At 39.6% G+C, this 15934-nt stretch carries 9 protein-coding genes; all 9 read left to right on the top strand.

Annotated features, from left to right (window positions below):
• Window positions 1–30 precede the first annotated feature (30 nt).
• The 9 genes from AC07YT_RS13855 (at window position 31) to AC07YT_RS13815 (ending at window position 15809) form a co-directional block, all read left to right on the top strand.
• On the top strand, window positions 31–1527 hold the full coding sequence (locus AC07YT_RS13855) for an RICIN domain-containing protein (protein ID WP_086546925.1): 1497 nt from the start codon (window positions 31–33) through the stop codon (window positions 1525–1527).
• 477 nt (window positions 1528–2004) lie between these two features.
• A complete protein-coding gene (locus AC07YT_RS13850; RefSeq protein WP_086546924.1) occupies window positions 2005–3486 on the top strand; it encodes a glycosyl hydrolase family 18 protein in 1482 nt (493 codons plus the stop codon).
• A 151-nt stretch (window positions 3487–3637) separates the two neighbouring features.
• Entirely contained in the window at window positions 3638–5575 is a 1938-nt protein-coding gene (locus AC07YT_RS13845; protein ID WP_086546923.1) for an FAD-dependent oxidoreductase, read from the top strand.
• 680 nt (window positions 5576–6255) lie between these two features.
• A complete protein-coding gene (locus AC07YT_RS13840) occupies window positions 6256–8163 on the top strand; it encodes a glycoside hydrolase family 2 protein (RefSeq protein ID WP_494945366.1) in 1908 nt (635 codons plus the stop codon).
• Window positions 8164–8602: 439 nt separating this feature from the next.
• Window positions 8603–10132: a sulfatase gene (locus AC07YT_RS13835; protein ID WP_086546922.1), complete on the top strand. Its 1530-nt coding sequence runs from the start codon at window positions 8603–8605 to the stop codon at window positions 10130–10132.
• Between the two features lie 10 nt (window positions 10133–10142).
• Window positions 10143–11522 carry an alpha/beta hydrolase gene (locus AC07YT_RS13830; RefSeq protein WP_086546921.1) on the top strand — a complete coding sequence of 460 codons (1380 nt, stop codon included), beginning with the start codon at window positions 10143–10145 and terminating at the stop codon, window positions 11520–11522.
• Window positions 11523–11584: 62 nt separating this feature from the next.
• A complete protein-coding gene (locus tag AC07YT_RS13825) occupies window positions 11585–13714 on the top strand; it encodes a GDSL-type esterase/lipase family protein (RefSeq protein ID WP_086546920.1) in 2130 nt (709 codons plus the stop codon).
• Window positions 13715–14028: 314 nt separating this feature from the next.
• Complete coding sequence (locus tag AC07YT_RS13820; RefSeq protein WP_086546919.1) at window positions 14029–14604, top strand: RNA polymerase sigma factor; 576 nt, start codon at window positions 14029–14031, stop codon at window positions 14602–14604.
• Window positions 14605–14678: 74 nt separating this feature from the next.
• Window positions 14679–15809, top strand: a complete 1131-nt coding sequence (locus AC07YT_RS13815; RefSeq protein ID WP_086546918.1) for a FecR family protein — start codon at window positions 14679–14681, stop codon at window positions 15807–15809.
• The last annotated feature ends 125 nt before the right edge of the window (window positions 15810–15934 follow it).

Here is a 15934-nt window from a genome sequence, read left to right as displayed (position 1 = left end):
ATAAATTTTTTTAACCCTGACTAAAATATTATGAAAACACAAGCATTTCAGTCAATCAAAGCTTATTTGGCTATTCTAGTCCTAGCCATATTACTTGCATCCTGTAAAAAAGCAGTTGTGCAAGACGGAGAGACCACAACATTTTCAGCTAAAAAAAGTATGACAAGCCCTCAAGGGCTTTTACCCGGTGGTAGCACAAGAACAGTAGGTTATTTTACTATTTGGAATACTGGTACGGAGGATTGGAGTACATGGATTGATAATACTAATGTTGAGCAATACTCGGATCTCATATTCGCGTTTATTAACCCCGATGCCAGCGGTAATTTTACCATTACACCCAGCCTTACAGCAGCTATCACCAAAGCCCATAATGCTGGTGTATCACGTGTATTTATTGGCATTTCTAGCAATACGCCAAATAGTGATGTGAGTAACCAGGTAAATAACAATCGCGCTAATTTTATCACTAATATTAGAAACTTTGCTATAGCAAACAATCTGCAAGGAGTGGATTTGGATTTCGAAGGTAATGGCATTATCCCCAATTTTAATTCTTTTGTAACCCAATTGGCAGATGACTTGCATGCTCACTCGCTAAAATTGTCTGTAGCAATTGCCCGCTGGCAGGCTAATGCTATTAGCGCTGCAGCCTATAACAGTGTTGATTATCTAAATGTGATGAGTTACGATCATGGTTCGGGTACTAATACGCCAGGCCCTCATTCTTCTTATGAAAATTTTACGCTCGATTTTACAACGTTTAAGACGAAGATGAACAACAATGCTTCAAAAATAAATATGGGTATACCTGCTTATGCTTATGAATACATAAACGGAACATTCAATAATCAGATAGGGTATAGAGGTATTGTCCAACAAAATCCAACGGCTCATGCCGTTAATTACTTTTCACCTAATCCAACTAAAAAATGGTTCTACGATGGTTTTCCCATGATTCGTCAGAAAGTTCCTTACTGCCAGCAACAAGGGGTGGGTGGCATAATGATATGGCATGTTTTGGCCGATTCGAAAGATGATAAATCACTAATCAAATTTATTAATTACTGTTTAAATAATCCCAACAACCTAGGTTTTGATCCGACAGTAGCTTATCGTTTTAAAAATCTAAACAGTGGTAAATATATGGATGTAGCAGGGGCTGCTTTAAACAATGGAGCCAATGTCCAGCAAGAAAGCTATAACAGTGTTTCTAATTCACAAAAGTGGATACCCACTCATTTGGGAGCTGGCCAGTTTAAATTTACCAATGCAAACAGCGGCTTGGTATTAGAAACCTTTGGGCTTTCTACTGCAAATGGTGTAAATATCGATCAATGGTCATGGGGCGGAGGAAATAACCAAAAATTTAAACTTGTCGCTAATTATTTGGGTTATTACACCGTCACCAATGTTAACAGCGGCAATGTGCTTGAAACATATGGTTTATCTACTGCCGATGGAATAAATATTGATGTATGGAGCTCCGGTGGCGGGCTTAATCAACAATGGATTATTGAAAAATAACAATATAAGCAATAGCCCTAAGGTACACTGAGGCTGAAAAACTACCCATTGGAAAAGGGCTTATGAATTTTATTTCGTAGGCCCTTTTCTTTTGAGCCGGCTAATCTGAAAATCCGTACAGCTCTGGATATCGCAGAATGGCAGCGGAAGTACTTCGACTAATCAAAACAACCACAATAATAGGGTCAGCTGGTTATCACAAATCAGGAATCGCTGATTTATTCAACGTGGGAAAAATATTTGGTTTTATCATGAGAGTATCAGCGATGCTAGCCGTCATAATAATATTGAGACGATGCAGTATTCAAATCCTTATAAAGAGCTATCCGTAGAATAATTGGGAAATGAATAAAAAGTGGAATTGTAATTAGATGTTTGATTGCCAGATATTTTTTGTCATTGTCTCAGTGCAATAAAATCCGTACAGATTTTAAATACACGTACAAATATTTTTAACCAAAAACCTAACCAAAAATTATGAAAACAAATGTATTCTGCCTGAATAGAAGCTACTGCTGTATAGTGGCATTCTTGATCTTGTTCACCTCGTGTAAAAAGGCTACTGTGCCTAATGAAGACACGACAGGATTCTCAACAAATAAACGTATGGCAAACAGCCAGACGCTCTCCGCAGGGGGTAGCCTTCGAAAAGTGGGCTACCTTACCCTGCATAGTGTTGGAGGTTCGGATTTCGATACTTATATCGATAGCTTTGTTACATCTCAATACACTGATATTATTATTGCATTTCTTAATCCAGATGCCTCCGGTAATTTTACCATTACCACAAATGTCACCCAGGCAATTACAAAAGCACATAACGCGGGCCTCCGTATTTATTTTGGCACTGGTACAGTCGAAGCTAATGGCAATGCAAATAATTTGATCAATAATAACAGGGCGGACTTTATTTCTAAAATCCGTAAATTTACTACCATCAATAATTTCGATGGGGTAGACCTTGATTTTGAGGGAGCTGGTTTAACCAGTAATTTCAGTCCTTTTGTGGTTCAATTGTCTGATTCTCTTCATTTACATTCTAAATTACTGTCCGTTGCGCTTGCCGCATATCAGGCAAGTGTCCTTTCAACTGCTGCTTACAGCAAGCTTGATTTTCTGAATGTAATGAGTTATGATCATGGAACAAATCAACCCGGTGCAAAGCCACACTCTTCTTTTTCCGATTTTGTAACAGATTTTAATACTTGTAAATTAAAAATTTCCCCATCAAAAATAAACATGGGTGTACCGACTTATGCATGGGTTTATGATAATAACGCGCCTACTACTCAAATTGGTTATAGTAACGTAATACAGGCAAAGCCTAGTGGTCACTGCGTAAATACGGTATCACTTACGGCTACACGCAAGGTTTTTTATGATGGCCATCCCGTGATCAGGCAGAAAATACCCTTTGCCCTGCAACAAGGTATTGGTGGTATTATGATCTGGCATGTTTTGTCTGATACTAAGGATGATGCCACGAGCATCATCAAATTTATCAACTATTGTGAGACAAATCCTTCCTGTTTTTATCCGGGTACGTATCGGCTCAGCAATATCAGTAGTGGTAAGCCTATACAAATCGCCGCTGCAAGTAATGCGGATGGTGCTGCAGTAGTACAAGGCATGGGGGATAGCCAGGGTAGTTACCTCTGGCGATTTAATTATGTTAGCGGTATAAATTATGGCATCATTAATAATTATACTAATAAAGCTATGAATGTTAACGGAGCTTCAATAGCAAATAATGCTCCATTGATACAATGGCCTTGGTCGAACCAGGCCGCTAATCAACAATTTAAATTAGAGCCAGATGCTTCAGGCCTTTACACCATCACCGCAGTGCATAGTAATAAACCGATACAGATTTTAAATGCATCTTCGGCAGATGGTGCACAGGTTGTACAGTCTAGTGCGGACGGTGGTTATAATCAGAAATGGTTTATATGGAGATAATTTTTTAATAGTAAAATATTGGGGGGTGTTTGGTCTACCCGCCCAATATTTTTAACCATAAAATTTATTTACGGTCAACATTGCTATATCATTAAAAAAATGATAATTTAAAGTATTTAAACCAGGAGAATCCAACTTTTAAGCGTAGAAAATGAATCGTCGACAGTTTATCGGTAAGGCAGGAAGTACCAGTTTACTTTTGCTGGCCGGCGCAAACTTATTTGCCAGTATAGAAAAACAAGCCATTAACAGTGAATTTCTTTTTTTAGAAGCAGAGCAATTTGCAGATTTAGGTGGTTGGGACTTAGATCAACAATCTATGGACCAAATGGGCTCGCCCTATTTACTGGCACATGGTTTAGGTATTCCGGTTAAAGACGCAAAAACTACCGTAAAATTTCCTTCGGCAGGGCAATACCGAATATGGGTACGCACCCGCGATTGGGTAGCGCCATGGAAGGTACCGGGTGCACCAGGAAAGTTTCAGGTAATTATTGATGGTAAACCAGTAAAAGAAATTTTTGGAACCAAAGAAGAAGATTGGCATTGGCACGATGGGGGTATGGTTACCGTGGGTACCGAGACCCATGTTGCATTACACGATTTAACCGGTTTTGAAGGGCGCTGTGATTCGCTGCTTTTTTGCAGAGATGAAAATTTTAGGCCCACAAATGATGTTCAGGCGCTTACAAAATTCAGAAGAAAACTACTTGGCCTGCCTGATCAGCCTGCAGATGGAGGAAGCTTTGATTTAGCTGTTGTGGGTGGGGGTTTAGCTGGTACATGTGCGGCTTTATCAGCTGCCCGAAATGGTTTAAAGGTTGCATTAATCCAGGATAGACCGGTTTTAGGTGGAAATGGTAGTTCTGAAGTTAGGGTATGGCCTGAAGGAAAAACCCGGCAAAAGCCATTTGTTTATATTGGCGATATTGTGGAAGAAATTATGCTTCCTGGTATGCCAGAACCCGTATATGGATCACGGAATGCTATAAAAGGACAGTATTTTGGAGATGAGCGTAAGCTGAAAATCGTTGCCGATGAATCCCGGATTACCCTATTTACCAATTATAGGGCAATTAGTGTAGAACATACTAAAAGCAAGTTATCAGCAATAGTTATTCAAAGTACAAAGACAGCCTTACAAAAGAAGATTAAAGCTACTTTTTTTGCCGATTGTACAGGCGATGCAACCATTGGTTTTTTAGCCGGCGCCGACTACGAGATCGCCAGCTCAAATATGATGGGGTCTTCTAACCTATGGAATGTTATGGATGCTTCGGATGAAAAGCAGGTGTTAGACTGCGAATGCAAAGACAAAACTGCACTTACCTTGTCCTGGGAAACCGGTAACCGCGAACAGCCATTTCCACGGTGCCCATGGGCCATAGATTTAAGCGATAAACCTTTTCCCGGACGTAAAAATTATAAAGGCCAGTGGGGTAGTGAAGATCCATTGGGTAACCTTGGCGGTTGGTTTTGGGAGAGTGGTTTTGATAAAAATCCCATTACCGATATCGAAAAAATAAGAGACTTAAACTTGAGGGCTATGTACGGTGCATGGGATGCGCTTAAAAATGTTGATAAATTATATCCCAATCACCGTTTGGGCTGGTGTGCATTTATAGCGGGTAAACGAGAATCGCGTAGGTTAATGGGTGACGTGGTACTTACCGGTGATGACTTCTTAAAACGCAAAGCGTTTGCCGATGCCGTTTTTCCGTGTTCATGGCATATCGATATCCATAAGGCAGATGAAAATTTTGATAAAGATTTAAAAGGACAAGAATTTATCTCGCATGCCTCTTCTGGTGAGGGCTACGTGTATGATGGGGTGTATTGGGCGCCTTATAGGATTCTCTATAGCCGGAATATCAACAATCTATTCATGGCCGGAAGGGATATCAGCGTAAGCAATGATGGCCTAGGTCCTGTCCGCGTAATGCGTACCTGCGGCATGATGGGTGAAATTGTAGGTAAAGCAGCAGCAGTTTGCATTAGATATAAAATAACACCACGGGGTGTGTACCAAACGCATTTTGAGGAACTAAAACGACTGATGGAACAACCAGGCAGTACACGCCATTCTTAGCATTCAGTTTGTACCAGAAAAACAAAACTGTAGAATGTAGCGGGATTAAAAGTTATTGTTCAACCAAATATCATACTGGTTATTAACGAAGGTCTAATCTCCATATTTTCTTTAGCAAATACCATTTGGTAGCCTTTTTCCAGTGCTGCCGTCAGATTTTATTTATGCACGCGGAGAGTAATATTGTTTTTATAATGAGAGTACTGGCGATGCTACTGTTATTAAAATATCGTGATTGTACAGTATACAGATCTTTATGAAAAATCTACCCCTAGTATGTTAAGAAAATGACTAAAGTTGAAACGGCAGTTAACTTTTACTTGCCAGACGAGTTAAAATGGGATTTTATATTTCTTACAATAAAATGTTGTACAGATCGTCGGGCTGGTGGAAATTGACAACTAGAGGTTTGTCGCATAAGAGCCCGACTAACATCGCTGTCAATTCAAAGAATGAAATCCAGCACTTGGAGATTTAGAGGCGGGCCAAATGGAAATTCATATAGCCAGAGGTGGTAATGTTATAATTTCATATTACTGAAATGAGAGATAAGGTTCAGAGATCGGAATTGAAGGAACGCTAGCATCAAAGAAACAATTTTATTGTAACAATTATGTGCAGCCGATAGTGAATTTTTATATCATTTTGCTCTATTCAAAAATGTAAACCAGACAACACAAATGAAAATTAAATTTATTTTATTATTTACAGCTATTTGTTTTAGCCTTAAACTTTTCGCGCAACGCGATACCATTCCCATCAATGCTAATTGGAAATTCGCCATCGATTTAAAAGGCGAAGGTATTGCACAGAGCTGGAATATAAAAGATCTAGCCCATTTAAAATCAGTAAACCTTCCGCACACCTGGAATGTAGAAGAGGCGACCCAAAATCACTATGGCTGGGGCTGGTATCGTTACACTTTAAAAGTACCGACAGAATGGAAAAATAAAAACGTGGTTATACAGTTTGGGGCCATTAACCACACCTCAAAGATTTATATTAACGGAAAGGAAGTTTTAGAAAGCATTGGCGACGGGTTTAATCAGATTAAAGTCAATCTCAATGATAAAATCAGTTATGGAAAAGAAAATATCATAACAGTTGCAGTAAATAATGCGTACAATGAAAAGAAAGTACCTTTTAGCAATTCTTTCGATTGGGCAAACGATGGTGGTATTATCAGAAAAGTAGCCCTGATTGTAAGTGGAAAACCTGCTGCCAGTTACATCCATGCCGAGCCAAAACTGGATTTGACTAACAATAACGGACATCTTAAGATAAAACTGGGTTTCGACAAACCCAATCGTAACCTGCAATACGCAATAAAAATAACTGAGGATAACCAAAGCAGTCACAACACCGTATTTGCCAAAACTTTAACACCAATCTGGCAAGGTAATGAGGGCATAACCGAACTCAATCTGGCAAAAGTGAATCCCTGGCATTTTGATTTTCCGAACCTTTACAAGGTACAGGTAAAGGTAATGCTGGGCAATAGAGTGATTGATGAAATTGCTACTAGCGTAGGCTTTAAAAATCTGCAGATGAAAAATGGCCAGATCTTTTTAAATGGCGAAGCCGTAAAACTAATGGGTACAGAATGGACAGCTGGTTCAGATCCTCATTATGGTTTTGCAGAACCCGATTCTATCATCATAAAACACTGCCGCATGTTAAAGGCCGTAAATACCATATTCACGCGTATGCACTTTCAGCAGGATGAATTGTTTTACGATTTCTGCGACAGAAACGGCATCCTGGTTCAGCAGGAAATTCCGCTTTGGGGACCAGAGACCCCGGCCAGCAAGGATGTGAGTACCATTGCGATACAGCAACTCGGGCATATGATTAGCAACTTTTATAACCACACCAGTATATTCTCATGGGCAGTAGGTAATGAGTTGCGTGGACGTGATGCTGATATTAAGCAAATGATTGATGATCTAATGATACACACAGGGGAACTGGATAAAACCAGAATGAAAGCCTATGTAAGCAACACGCTTACCAGCAGTTTCAGCAATCACAAAAACTTTGTACCCGATGGTGCCAGCCAGGGCGATTATTTAATGATGAACGAATATGGAGGCAGTTGGTGGCAATTGCCAGTAGCTAAAATAGGTAATTATCTGGATAGTATCCATGTAAGTTATCCAGATAAAACATTAATTATTTCAGAGTTCGGCTTGTGCGAACCCAATTTTAAAGGTGGCGACGAACGCCGGATACAGGATATGGTTTACCATATGGCCACTTTCGAAAACAAGCCTTTTGTACAGGGTGCGATTTACTTCGATTTAACCGATTACCGCACCCACTATCCGGGTACAAGTGATACTACTAAATTTAAAAGAAGAGTACATGGCGTTTACGATATGTATGGCAAACCTAAACCTTCAATGAAGGTGTTGAGAGAGCTATCTTCTCCGGTTGAGGTGCAAGTGGCTAATGTGTTGACTCCAGAAAAAAAAGAACCTTTTACGGTAACCATTTTTGGGAGCATGGGCTTGCCACAGCATACCGTGAAGGGTTATAAAATCTACGTCTCAAGCCGTACAGACAATTGGGTCAGCCAGAAAGCATAGGATCTACCCACTTTAACTCCCGGCCAGGAAATTAAAATGAAACTCGAAAAAGATTATGAAGGTAAAGCGGTCATAACTGTGGTAAGGCCAAATGGTTATGTGGTAAGCCAGCAGGAGTTGTAGCTACGAAAATTAGAATAGCAGAGTAAGGATAAGTTTAATCTTAAAATGGAATACAGAGCTGAAAATAATTTATAAAATCCGATTTAACTTAACGAGTGCAAGGGAAAGGGATTATTAACAATGAACCATGGTCAATTTAACCATTGATATAAGCGATAACTGGCTTAACAATCACTCAAAGCGATATCCATCTTTAATAAAAATGATATAAACCCAAGTAAGAGTTTTTTAAATACGATATTTGTTTATTAATATTAAACTTTATTTGCCTTTTTGTAAACTATTTATTTGGAAAATACTTTCGACAATTTGAATAATGAAATCAATATTAACCTTCGTGGCGTTACTGGTAATAAATTTGGGTAACGTCGTTGCTCAAAATCAACGCCCCAATATTATCATTTTTTTGGTCGATGACATGGGTTGGCAAGATACTTCACTTCCATTTTGGAAGGAAAAAACCCCACTCAATCAGCGTTACCATACGCCAAATATGGAACGTATGGCAAAGGAGGGGATGAAGTTTACCAATGCCTACGCAGCACCAGTTTGTACACCAAGTCGTACGGCCATGTTAACAGGTCTAAATCCTGCACATAGTGGCATCACTAGTTGGACAAACCCTCAAAAAGATCAAAATACTGATGCAAAAGACGACCAATTTGAACCTGCAAAATGGAATTACAACGGTTTAAGTCCTGTTGATGGTATAGTAAAAACAGTATACGCAACACCTTTTCCTCAACTGCTTAAAAACGCAGGATATTTTACTATTCATGTAGGCAAAGCACATTGGGCCTCGACTGGCACACCGGGAGCAAACCCATACAATATGGGTTTTATGGTTAATATAGCCGGCCATGCAGCCGGAAACCCACAGAGCTATCTTCCGCAAGAAAATTATGGCAATATGTTGGGAAAAGCCGGATTGAGAGCAGTACCCGATATGGAAGAATATTATGGTACTGAAACCTTCTTAACCGAAGCGCTAACCAAAGAGGCGATAAAAACGCTGGATGCGCCCATCTGCAATAAGCAGCCATTTTATTTAAATTTTGCACATTATGCAGTACATACACCCATACAAAGTGATAAAAGATATTTTCAAAAATACATAGAACTCGGACTAGACAGCACCGAAGCTGCCTATGCCAGTTTGGTAGAAGGTATGGACAAAAGCCTTGGTGATGTTTTGGATTTCGTAAAGAAAAAAGGCATAGAAAAGAACACGGTTATCATTTTCATAAGCGATAATGGTGGATTAAGCCTGGCTGGCGAACGGGGAGGTGCAGCCTACACCCAAAATCTGCCCTTAAAAGCAGGCAAAGGTTCGGTTTATGAAGGAGGCATTAGAGAGCCGATGATTGTTAAATATCCAGTCCTGGTAAAACCGTCAACGGTTACCAATCAGTATGTAATTATTGAAGATTTTTTTCCCACTATCCTGCAACTGGCAGGAGTCAAAGATTATAAAACCGTACAAAAAATTGACGGAAAAAGTTTCGTGCCTCTGTTAAAAAATCCTTCCTCCGTAGATAATGAGCGTAGCCTAGTGTGGCATTTCCCTAATAAATGGCAAAACTTAAAAGAGGAGGGTATCAATTATTTCAGCGCCATACGCAAAGGCGACTGGAAATTGGTGTATAACCTTCGCAATAGTAAATACGAACTATATAACCTTAAAAATGATATCGGTGAAACCAATGATTTGTCGAACACTCAGCCACAAAAAGCAAAAGAGCTTGTGCAGTTGCTAGGCGCCCGCTTAAAAAACTGGAACGCCCCGATGCCAATCTACAAATCCAATCAGCAACCTGTTGCGTGGCCTACAAGCATTCAACCCTAATTTTTAAATAATGAAGAACTATTTGAAGAATAGATTTTGTTTTATAGCGACAATAGCTTGCGGGCTATTTGCTGTTCATTTAACAGCTTTTGCACAATCTATTAAGTTAGTAGGCACCATAAGAGACAATCGGGAGGTATTACAATGGGTGCAGGTTAAAGATAAACAATCAGGCAAAAAAGTAATTACAGATGCCGATGGGAGGTACGAACTAGAGGTTGGTTCAAACGCCATACTTCAAATTACCGCTAAAGGATACCAAAGCCAAACGGTACAGTTAGAAAATAAACCCATCATCAATGTATTATTGGTTCCTGATGCTGGCTATCTCCATAAAACGCTGCTTAAAAAAATAAAAGAAATAGAGCCTTATGCTCATTTTTTACAAGCCGAAAAGCAGACCGTTGTTAAATCAAATCCGCTTTACTATCGGGCACGTTTGGCTTATATTGAGAATGTATATTTTGAGAACCCTCATGTGCAAAGCCCTGATAAAGCGCTAAAGGTATTTCTGGATTATTGTAAAACGCAAAATCTTCTAAATGATTTTTCAGGGCAATTTGCAAAGGCAGCCCGTACACTAGGCTTTGAACTGATTACCGACCAGAGTCCGGTGAATATGGACGAAACAATCCCAGCCTCAACAGCCATTCGAAATATTGCTTATACTACGCCTAATGGTTATAGCCAAAAACTCGATCTGTTTTTACCAAAAAACGCTGCCAGTAAACCAATCCCATGTGTAATTTTTGTGCATGATGGCGGTTGGGCAGTGCATAAACGGGCCTGGTTTGAAGCGCAGGCCAGGTATCTGGCTGCTAAAGGATACGTGGCTGTTAATATCGACTACCGGATGATTGATGCAGTTACACCCTTACAATCTGTTTACGATGCAAAGGCTGCGGTGAGGTGGGTAAAAGCAAACGCACTAAAATTTAATATTGATACCAATAAAATTGGTGCTTGCGGTGCCTCGGCAGGTGCACATTTAGCCGGGATTTTAGCCACCACGGGTAATGATCCTGTACTGGAAGGGGATGGCGATAACCGAAAGTTTTCGAGCAAAATACAGGCTGCAGCGGGCTTTGCAACCCCAACATTGACCGGAAGGAAAACCTGGCCAAGGGGACAAGCAGAAAGTTTGCCCGATTGGTTTGAAAAGATTTCGCCATATAAACACATTACACCCGATGATGCCCCGTTTTTATTTATTCATGGAAGCGATGATAGCTTAGTTTCAGTTGATGAGGCAAAAGATATGTACAAACGCTATCAGGAAAACGGAATATTAACAGAATTGGAAATACAAGAAGGCAAAGGTCATGTTTTTTATATGAATATGACAGTTATGGAACATGCATATCAATTTTTTAAAAAAGTATTTAACTAAAAATATTAATCTATAAGGAGAAGCTGAACATTACACTAACCATAAACCACAAATGAACTAAAATGAAAAAACAGTACATCTTTTTTACCATCCTGATGTGGACCATTTGCTTTACTGCAATTGCCCAGAAAAAAATCCGAATAGCCTGCGTAGGCAATAGTATCACCTATGGCATGGGCATTGCCAACCGCGAAAAAAACAGTTACCCGGCACAGTTGCAAAATATGTTGGGCAGTGGATACGAGGTCATGAACTTCGGTCATAGCGGCGCTACGATGTTAAAAAATACCGTCAATCCTTATTGGAAAACAAAAGCATACGCCGATGCCTTAAAGAGCGAACCTAATATCGTACTGATCAAATTAGGTACCAACGATAGTAAAGGGCAAAATAGAAACAGATATGATGAATTTGAAAATACGTACAAGGAACTGATTAACAGCTTTAGGCAACTATCAACTAAACCACGCATTATTTTAGTTGCGCCTGTCGCTGCATTTTCTACCGATACCACTTACATTTCAGATCCTGTTCTGGTGAACCGGATTATCCCAATGATACAGCATGTAGCGTATCGTGAAAAACTGGAAATCATTAATCTCCATCCGCTGTTTGTTGATAAGGAAAGTATGTTTCCGGATAAAATCCACCCTGCATCAATTGGTGCTTCCATTATTGCATCGAGGTTATATGAAACCATCACTCAAAACAGGACTGAAAATTCCGACATTTTTTCTAAAATAAAGGAAGACAAAAATATCACTGAATTTAATGGCTTTGAATGTGCCAGCTTTAAATTTAACGGGCGTGATTGTAAGGTGGTTAAGCCAAAAGTGGTAGCGAAAGGCCATCTATGGGTATGGCGTGCCCGTTTCTGGGGACATGAGCCACAAACAGATGTTTCTTTACTGGAACGTGGTTTTCATATTGTTTACTGCGATGTAGCAGAGCTTTTTGGCAATGCCGAAGCCGTTGGCTTGTGGAATAAGTTTTATAACCTGATGCAAACATGCGGTCTTTCGAAAAAAGTAGCTTTAGAAGGTATGAGTCGTGGTGGGGTTTACGTATATAATTGGGCCCTGGCCAATCCCGAAAAAGTAGCTTGTATTTATGCAGATGCGCCTGTACTCGATTTAAAAAGCTGGCCGGGCAAAAAAAGAAATGCCGGAGCAAGAGAGCCCTGGGAAGATTTTAAAAAAGACTATAACCTTACAGAAACACAGGCCGATAATTTTAAAAACAGCCCCTTAGATCACGCTGCAAAAATTGCCAGACTGGGTTTCCCGATGTTACATGTGGTAGGAGATGTGGATGATGTGGTACCTATTGCCGAAAATACCACACCTTTTGAAAAAATAGTACGTGAAAACGGGGGCAATATTACCGTAATCCATAAAGCAAATGTTAACCATCATCCGCATAGTTTGCCAAATCCTACACCTATTACCGATTTTATTTTAAGGGCCACTGGCCAGAAGGTAAATTTCGCAGCGATTGCGGCTCCAGGTTCAGAATACAGATCGGGTGCAGGCTGGACCCCTGGCAAAGACTGGTGGGCACAGCATGAAAATATAGATAGTTTGTTGCTGGCAGAGAAAAACCTCGATATTCTTTTTTTAGGCAATTCGATTACACAGGGCACCGGTGGACATAGAACTTCGGTAACCTATAAACCCGGCTTTAAAGCTTTTGACAGTGTTTTTGTAAACTTAAAATGGGAAAGCGCAGGTATTTCTGGCGATAGAAGCCAAAATATATTATGGCGTTTGCAAAACGGTAATTATGCAAAAGCTAAACCAAAGGTAATGGTGGTGATGATTGGTGTGAACAACATTAGTGCAGGCGATAGCCCGGAAGAAATTGTAGCAGCCATTAGCAAAGTAACCGATTGGACCAGCAAAAATATGCCATCAACCAAGGTGCTTTTATTAGGGCCTTTGCCTGTTGGGATAAAAAAAGATGATGAAAGGAGAGCGAAGTATGAAAAGGTTCATTTATTACTGGCCAAATTACCCCATAAAAATTATACTTACCAATCAATCGCCTCTCCGTTTTTATTGCCAAATGGCGATTTAGATCCCACGAAATATGGAAGCGATGGTATTCATTTACAGGCAGACGGCTACAAGGCCTGGGCAAAGGCATTGAAGCCAATTTTAGCGGATATGCTAAACATAATTAAGATAAGATAATTGCATATAAGGGTGAAAATTTCATGGAGCATCTAACTTTGACACCAAATCTAGTATTATTTACTAAAAAGCTTTACTCACTAAGATGGCGGTGTAACTGTGTGATACGATTTAAACGGTCCCGATAAATTAGATATAACTATAAAGGGACATTATTTTTTACCTAAACAAATTACGATATATTTGATATTTGACGTTTTAATGTTCTAAGATGTTGATAGGCTACATTTAGATTTCAAAGAGTGAACAAAATTATGAATTGCAAATTATTGTTATAAGAAAGATAGGTGTTGAGTAAGATCGACTGTAAAACAATGAAAGCTAATGATTCGCTTCTTGATAACGAATTGATAATACTCCTTAAAAATGGGGATCAGAATGCTTTTGCCCAAATTTATAGCCGCTTTTTCAGGCCACTTTATGTTCATGCCTATAAAAAAATAGGAACGGATGAAGATGCCATTGATATTGTGCACGATCTTTTTGAATTTTTATGGACGAAAAGAAACGAGCTGGAAATTTCGAATCTCTCTGCCTATCTCTTTGCAGCCATCAGGAATAGAATATTTACCTTAAAAGTACGTTCAGACCGCAAAAATATTTACCTAGAATCTTTAAAAGATTTTATTAATAAAGGAGAATTTGTTACCGATGCCCAGGTGAGGGAACGCGAGCTAGCTGCGTTAATTGAAAGAGAAATTGATGCTCTTCCTCCTCAAATGAAGAAGGTATTTGTAATGAGCAGGACTGATGGAATGAGCCACAAGGAAATTGCAGATCAACTCGGTACTTCTGAGCATACCGTACGCACGCAAGTGAAAAAGTCATTAAGGATCCTCCGATCGCGGATTGGGATTGTTGCCTATCTGCTCCTTCTCATTCACCGTTAAGATTTATTTTTTCTTACAGTACCCTATAGCCTCCTATCGGGAGTCTTATGATATAGGTGATAAATCTATTTATTATGAAATCAGAGGTAGAAGCACTTTTGGAGAAATATCTTGAAGGGAAAGCCAGTCAGGAAGAATGCGCCATTGTAGAAAGCTGGTATCTGCATTTAGCAGATGAAAAAGATATGCCTTCGGCGAAGCAAATAGAGGCTGCAAGGAAAAAGGTATGGAACAACTTATCTGCAAACAGAAAAACGCACTGGAAGGACAAATTCTGGCTTGGCCGTGTTGCAGCAATTCTGATTGTGGTTTGTTTTGGTAGTTATTTTTATTTCCTTACACCAAAAAAATATCCAAAACATGCCAACGGTGGAAGTGCAATGCATGAAATAAGGCCAGGTACTAATACAGCAGTGCTTACACTTGCTGATGGTAAAAAAATAATATTAGCAGATGTGGGTACAGGACAAATTGCCATGCAGTCGGGCATCAAGGTTACCAAAACCGCCAAGGGCGAATTGATTTATGAATTTACTCATGTTATAAATGATAACCCGGCAATAGGTGAAGCCTCATTTAATACCATTCAGACTCCGCCAGGAGGGCAATATCAGCTTCAACTGCCTGATGGTTCCAAAGTTTGGCTTAATGCGGCATCTTCTTTAAAGTTTCCTGTCAGATTTGGGGATCGTGAACGAAAGGTAGAACTGGTGGGTGAGGGCTATTTTGAAGTTGCAAAAGACAAGAAGAGGATGTTTAAAGTGTCTGCAAATAAATTAGAGATCAATGTTTTTGGAACACACTTTAATATAAGTGCCTACCCTGAAGATAATAAAACAAAAACAACCCTGTTGGAAGGAAGTGTTAAAGTGATTGCACTGGATTATCACTCTTTATTTCTTAAGCCGGGCCAGCAGGCCGCAGTGAAGGGATCAGCCATTGAAGTAAAAACTGTAGATGCCGAAGCTGCCATTGGCTGGAAAAAAGGATTGTTTGTATTCGATAACGAAAGGATTGAAACAATAATGAAAAGGATTAGCCGCTGGTATAACGTAGATGTGGTTTATACTGGTAGAACTTCGAAAGAAAGATTTATGGGGACCATTTCACGCGATGAGGACATCAATAAAGTTCTCGATATGCTCGAGCTAACAGATCTGGTTCATTTTAAAGTTGAAGGAAGGAGGATTATCGTGATGCCTTAAAGCCATTTAAGGTTTGTCTGATAAGAATCGGGAGTGTTTGCGGCACCCCCGATAAATGTTATGGCTTACCTCTTAAATATTATTTCCATATCAAAGATTCTAATTAAACCAAAACAACCAAATGT

Source organism: Pedobacter sp. GW460-11-11-14-TSB4 (assembly GCF_059423705.1).
This window is presented reverse-complemented; position numbering and strand designations above follow the sequence as displayed.

Bases quoted from the DNA above. Each gene is read 5' to 3' on its own strand.
- AC07YT_RS13855 (WP_086546925.1), top strand. From the start codon at position 31: ATGAAAACACAAGCATTTCAGTCAATCAAAGCTTATTTGGCTATTCTA.
- AC07YT_RS13840 (WP_494945366.1), top strand. From the start codon at position 6,256: ATGAAAATTAAATTTATTTTATTATTTACAGCTATTTGTTTTAGCCTT.
- AC07YT_RS13825 (WP_086546920.1), top strand. From the start codon at position 11,585: ATGAAAAAACAGTACATCTTTTTTACCATCCTGATGTGGACCATTTGC.
- AC07YT_RS13815 (WP_086546918.1), top strand. From the start codon at position 14,679: ATGAAATCAGAGGTAGAAGCACTTTTGGAGAAATATCTTGAAGGGAAA.
- AC07YT_RS13850 (WP_086546924.1), top strand. From the start codon at position 2,005: ATGAAAACAAATGTATTCTGCCTGAATAGAAGCTACTGCTGTATAGTG.
- AC07YT_RS13845 (WP_086546923.1), top strand. From the start codon at position 3,638: ATGAATCGTCGACAGTTTATCGGTAAGGCAGGAAGTACCAGTTTACTT.
- AC07YT_RS13835 (WP_086546922.1), top strand. From the start codon at position 8,603: ATGAAATCAATATTAACCTTCGTGGCGTTACTGGTAATAAATTTGGGT.
- AC07YT_RS13820 (WP_086546919.1), top strand. From the start codon at position 14,029: ATGAAAGCTAATGATTCGCTTCTTGATAACGAATTGATAATACTCCTT.
- AC07YT_RS13830 (WP_086546921.1), top strand. From the start codon at position 10,143: ATGAAGAACTATTTGAAGAATAGATTTTGTTTTATAGCGACAATAGCT.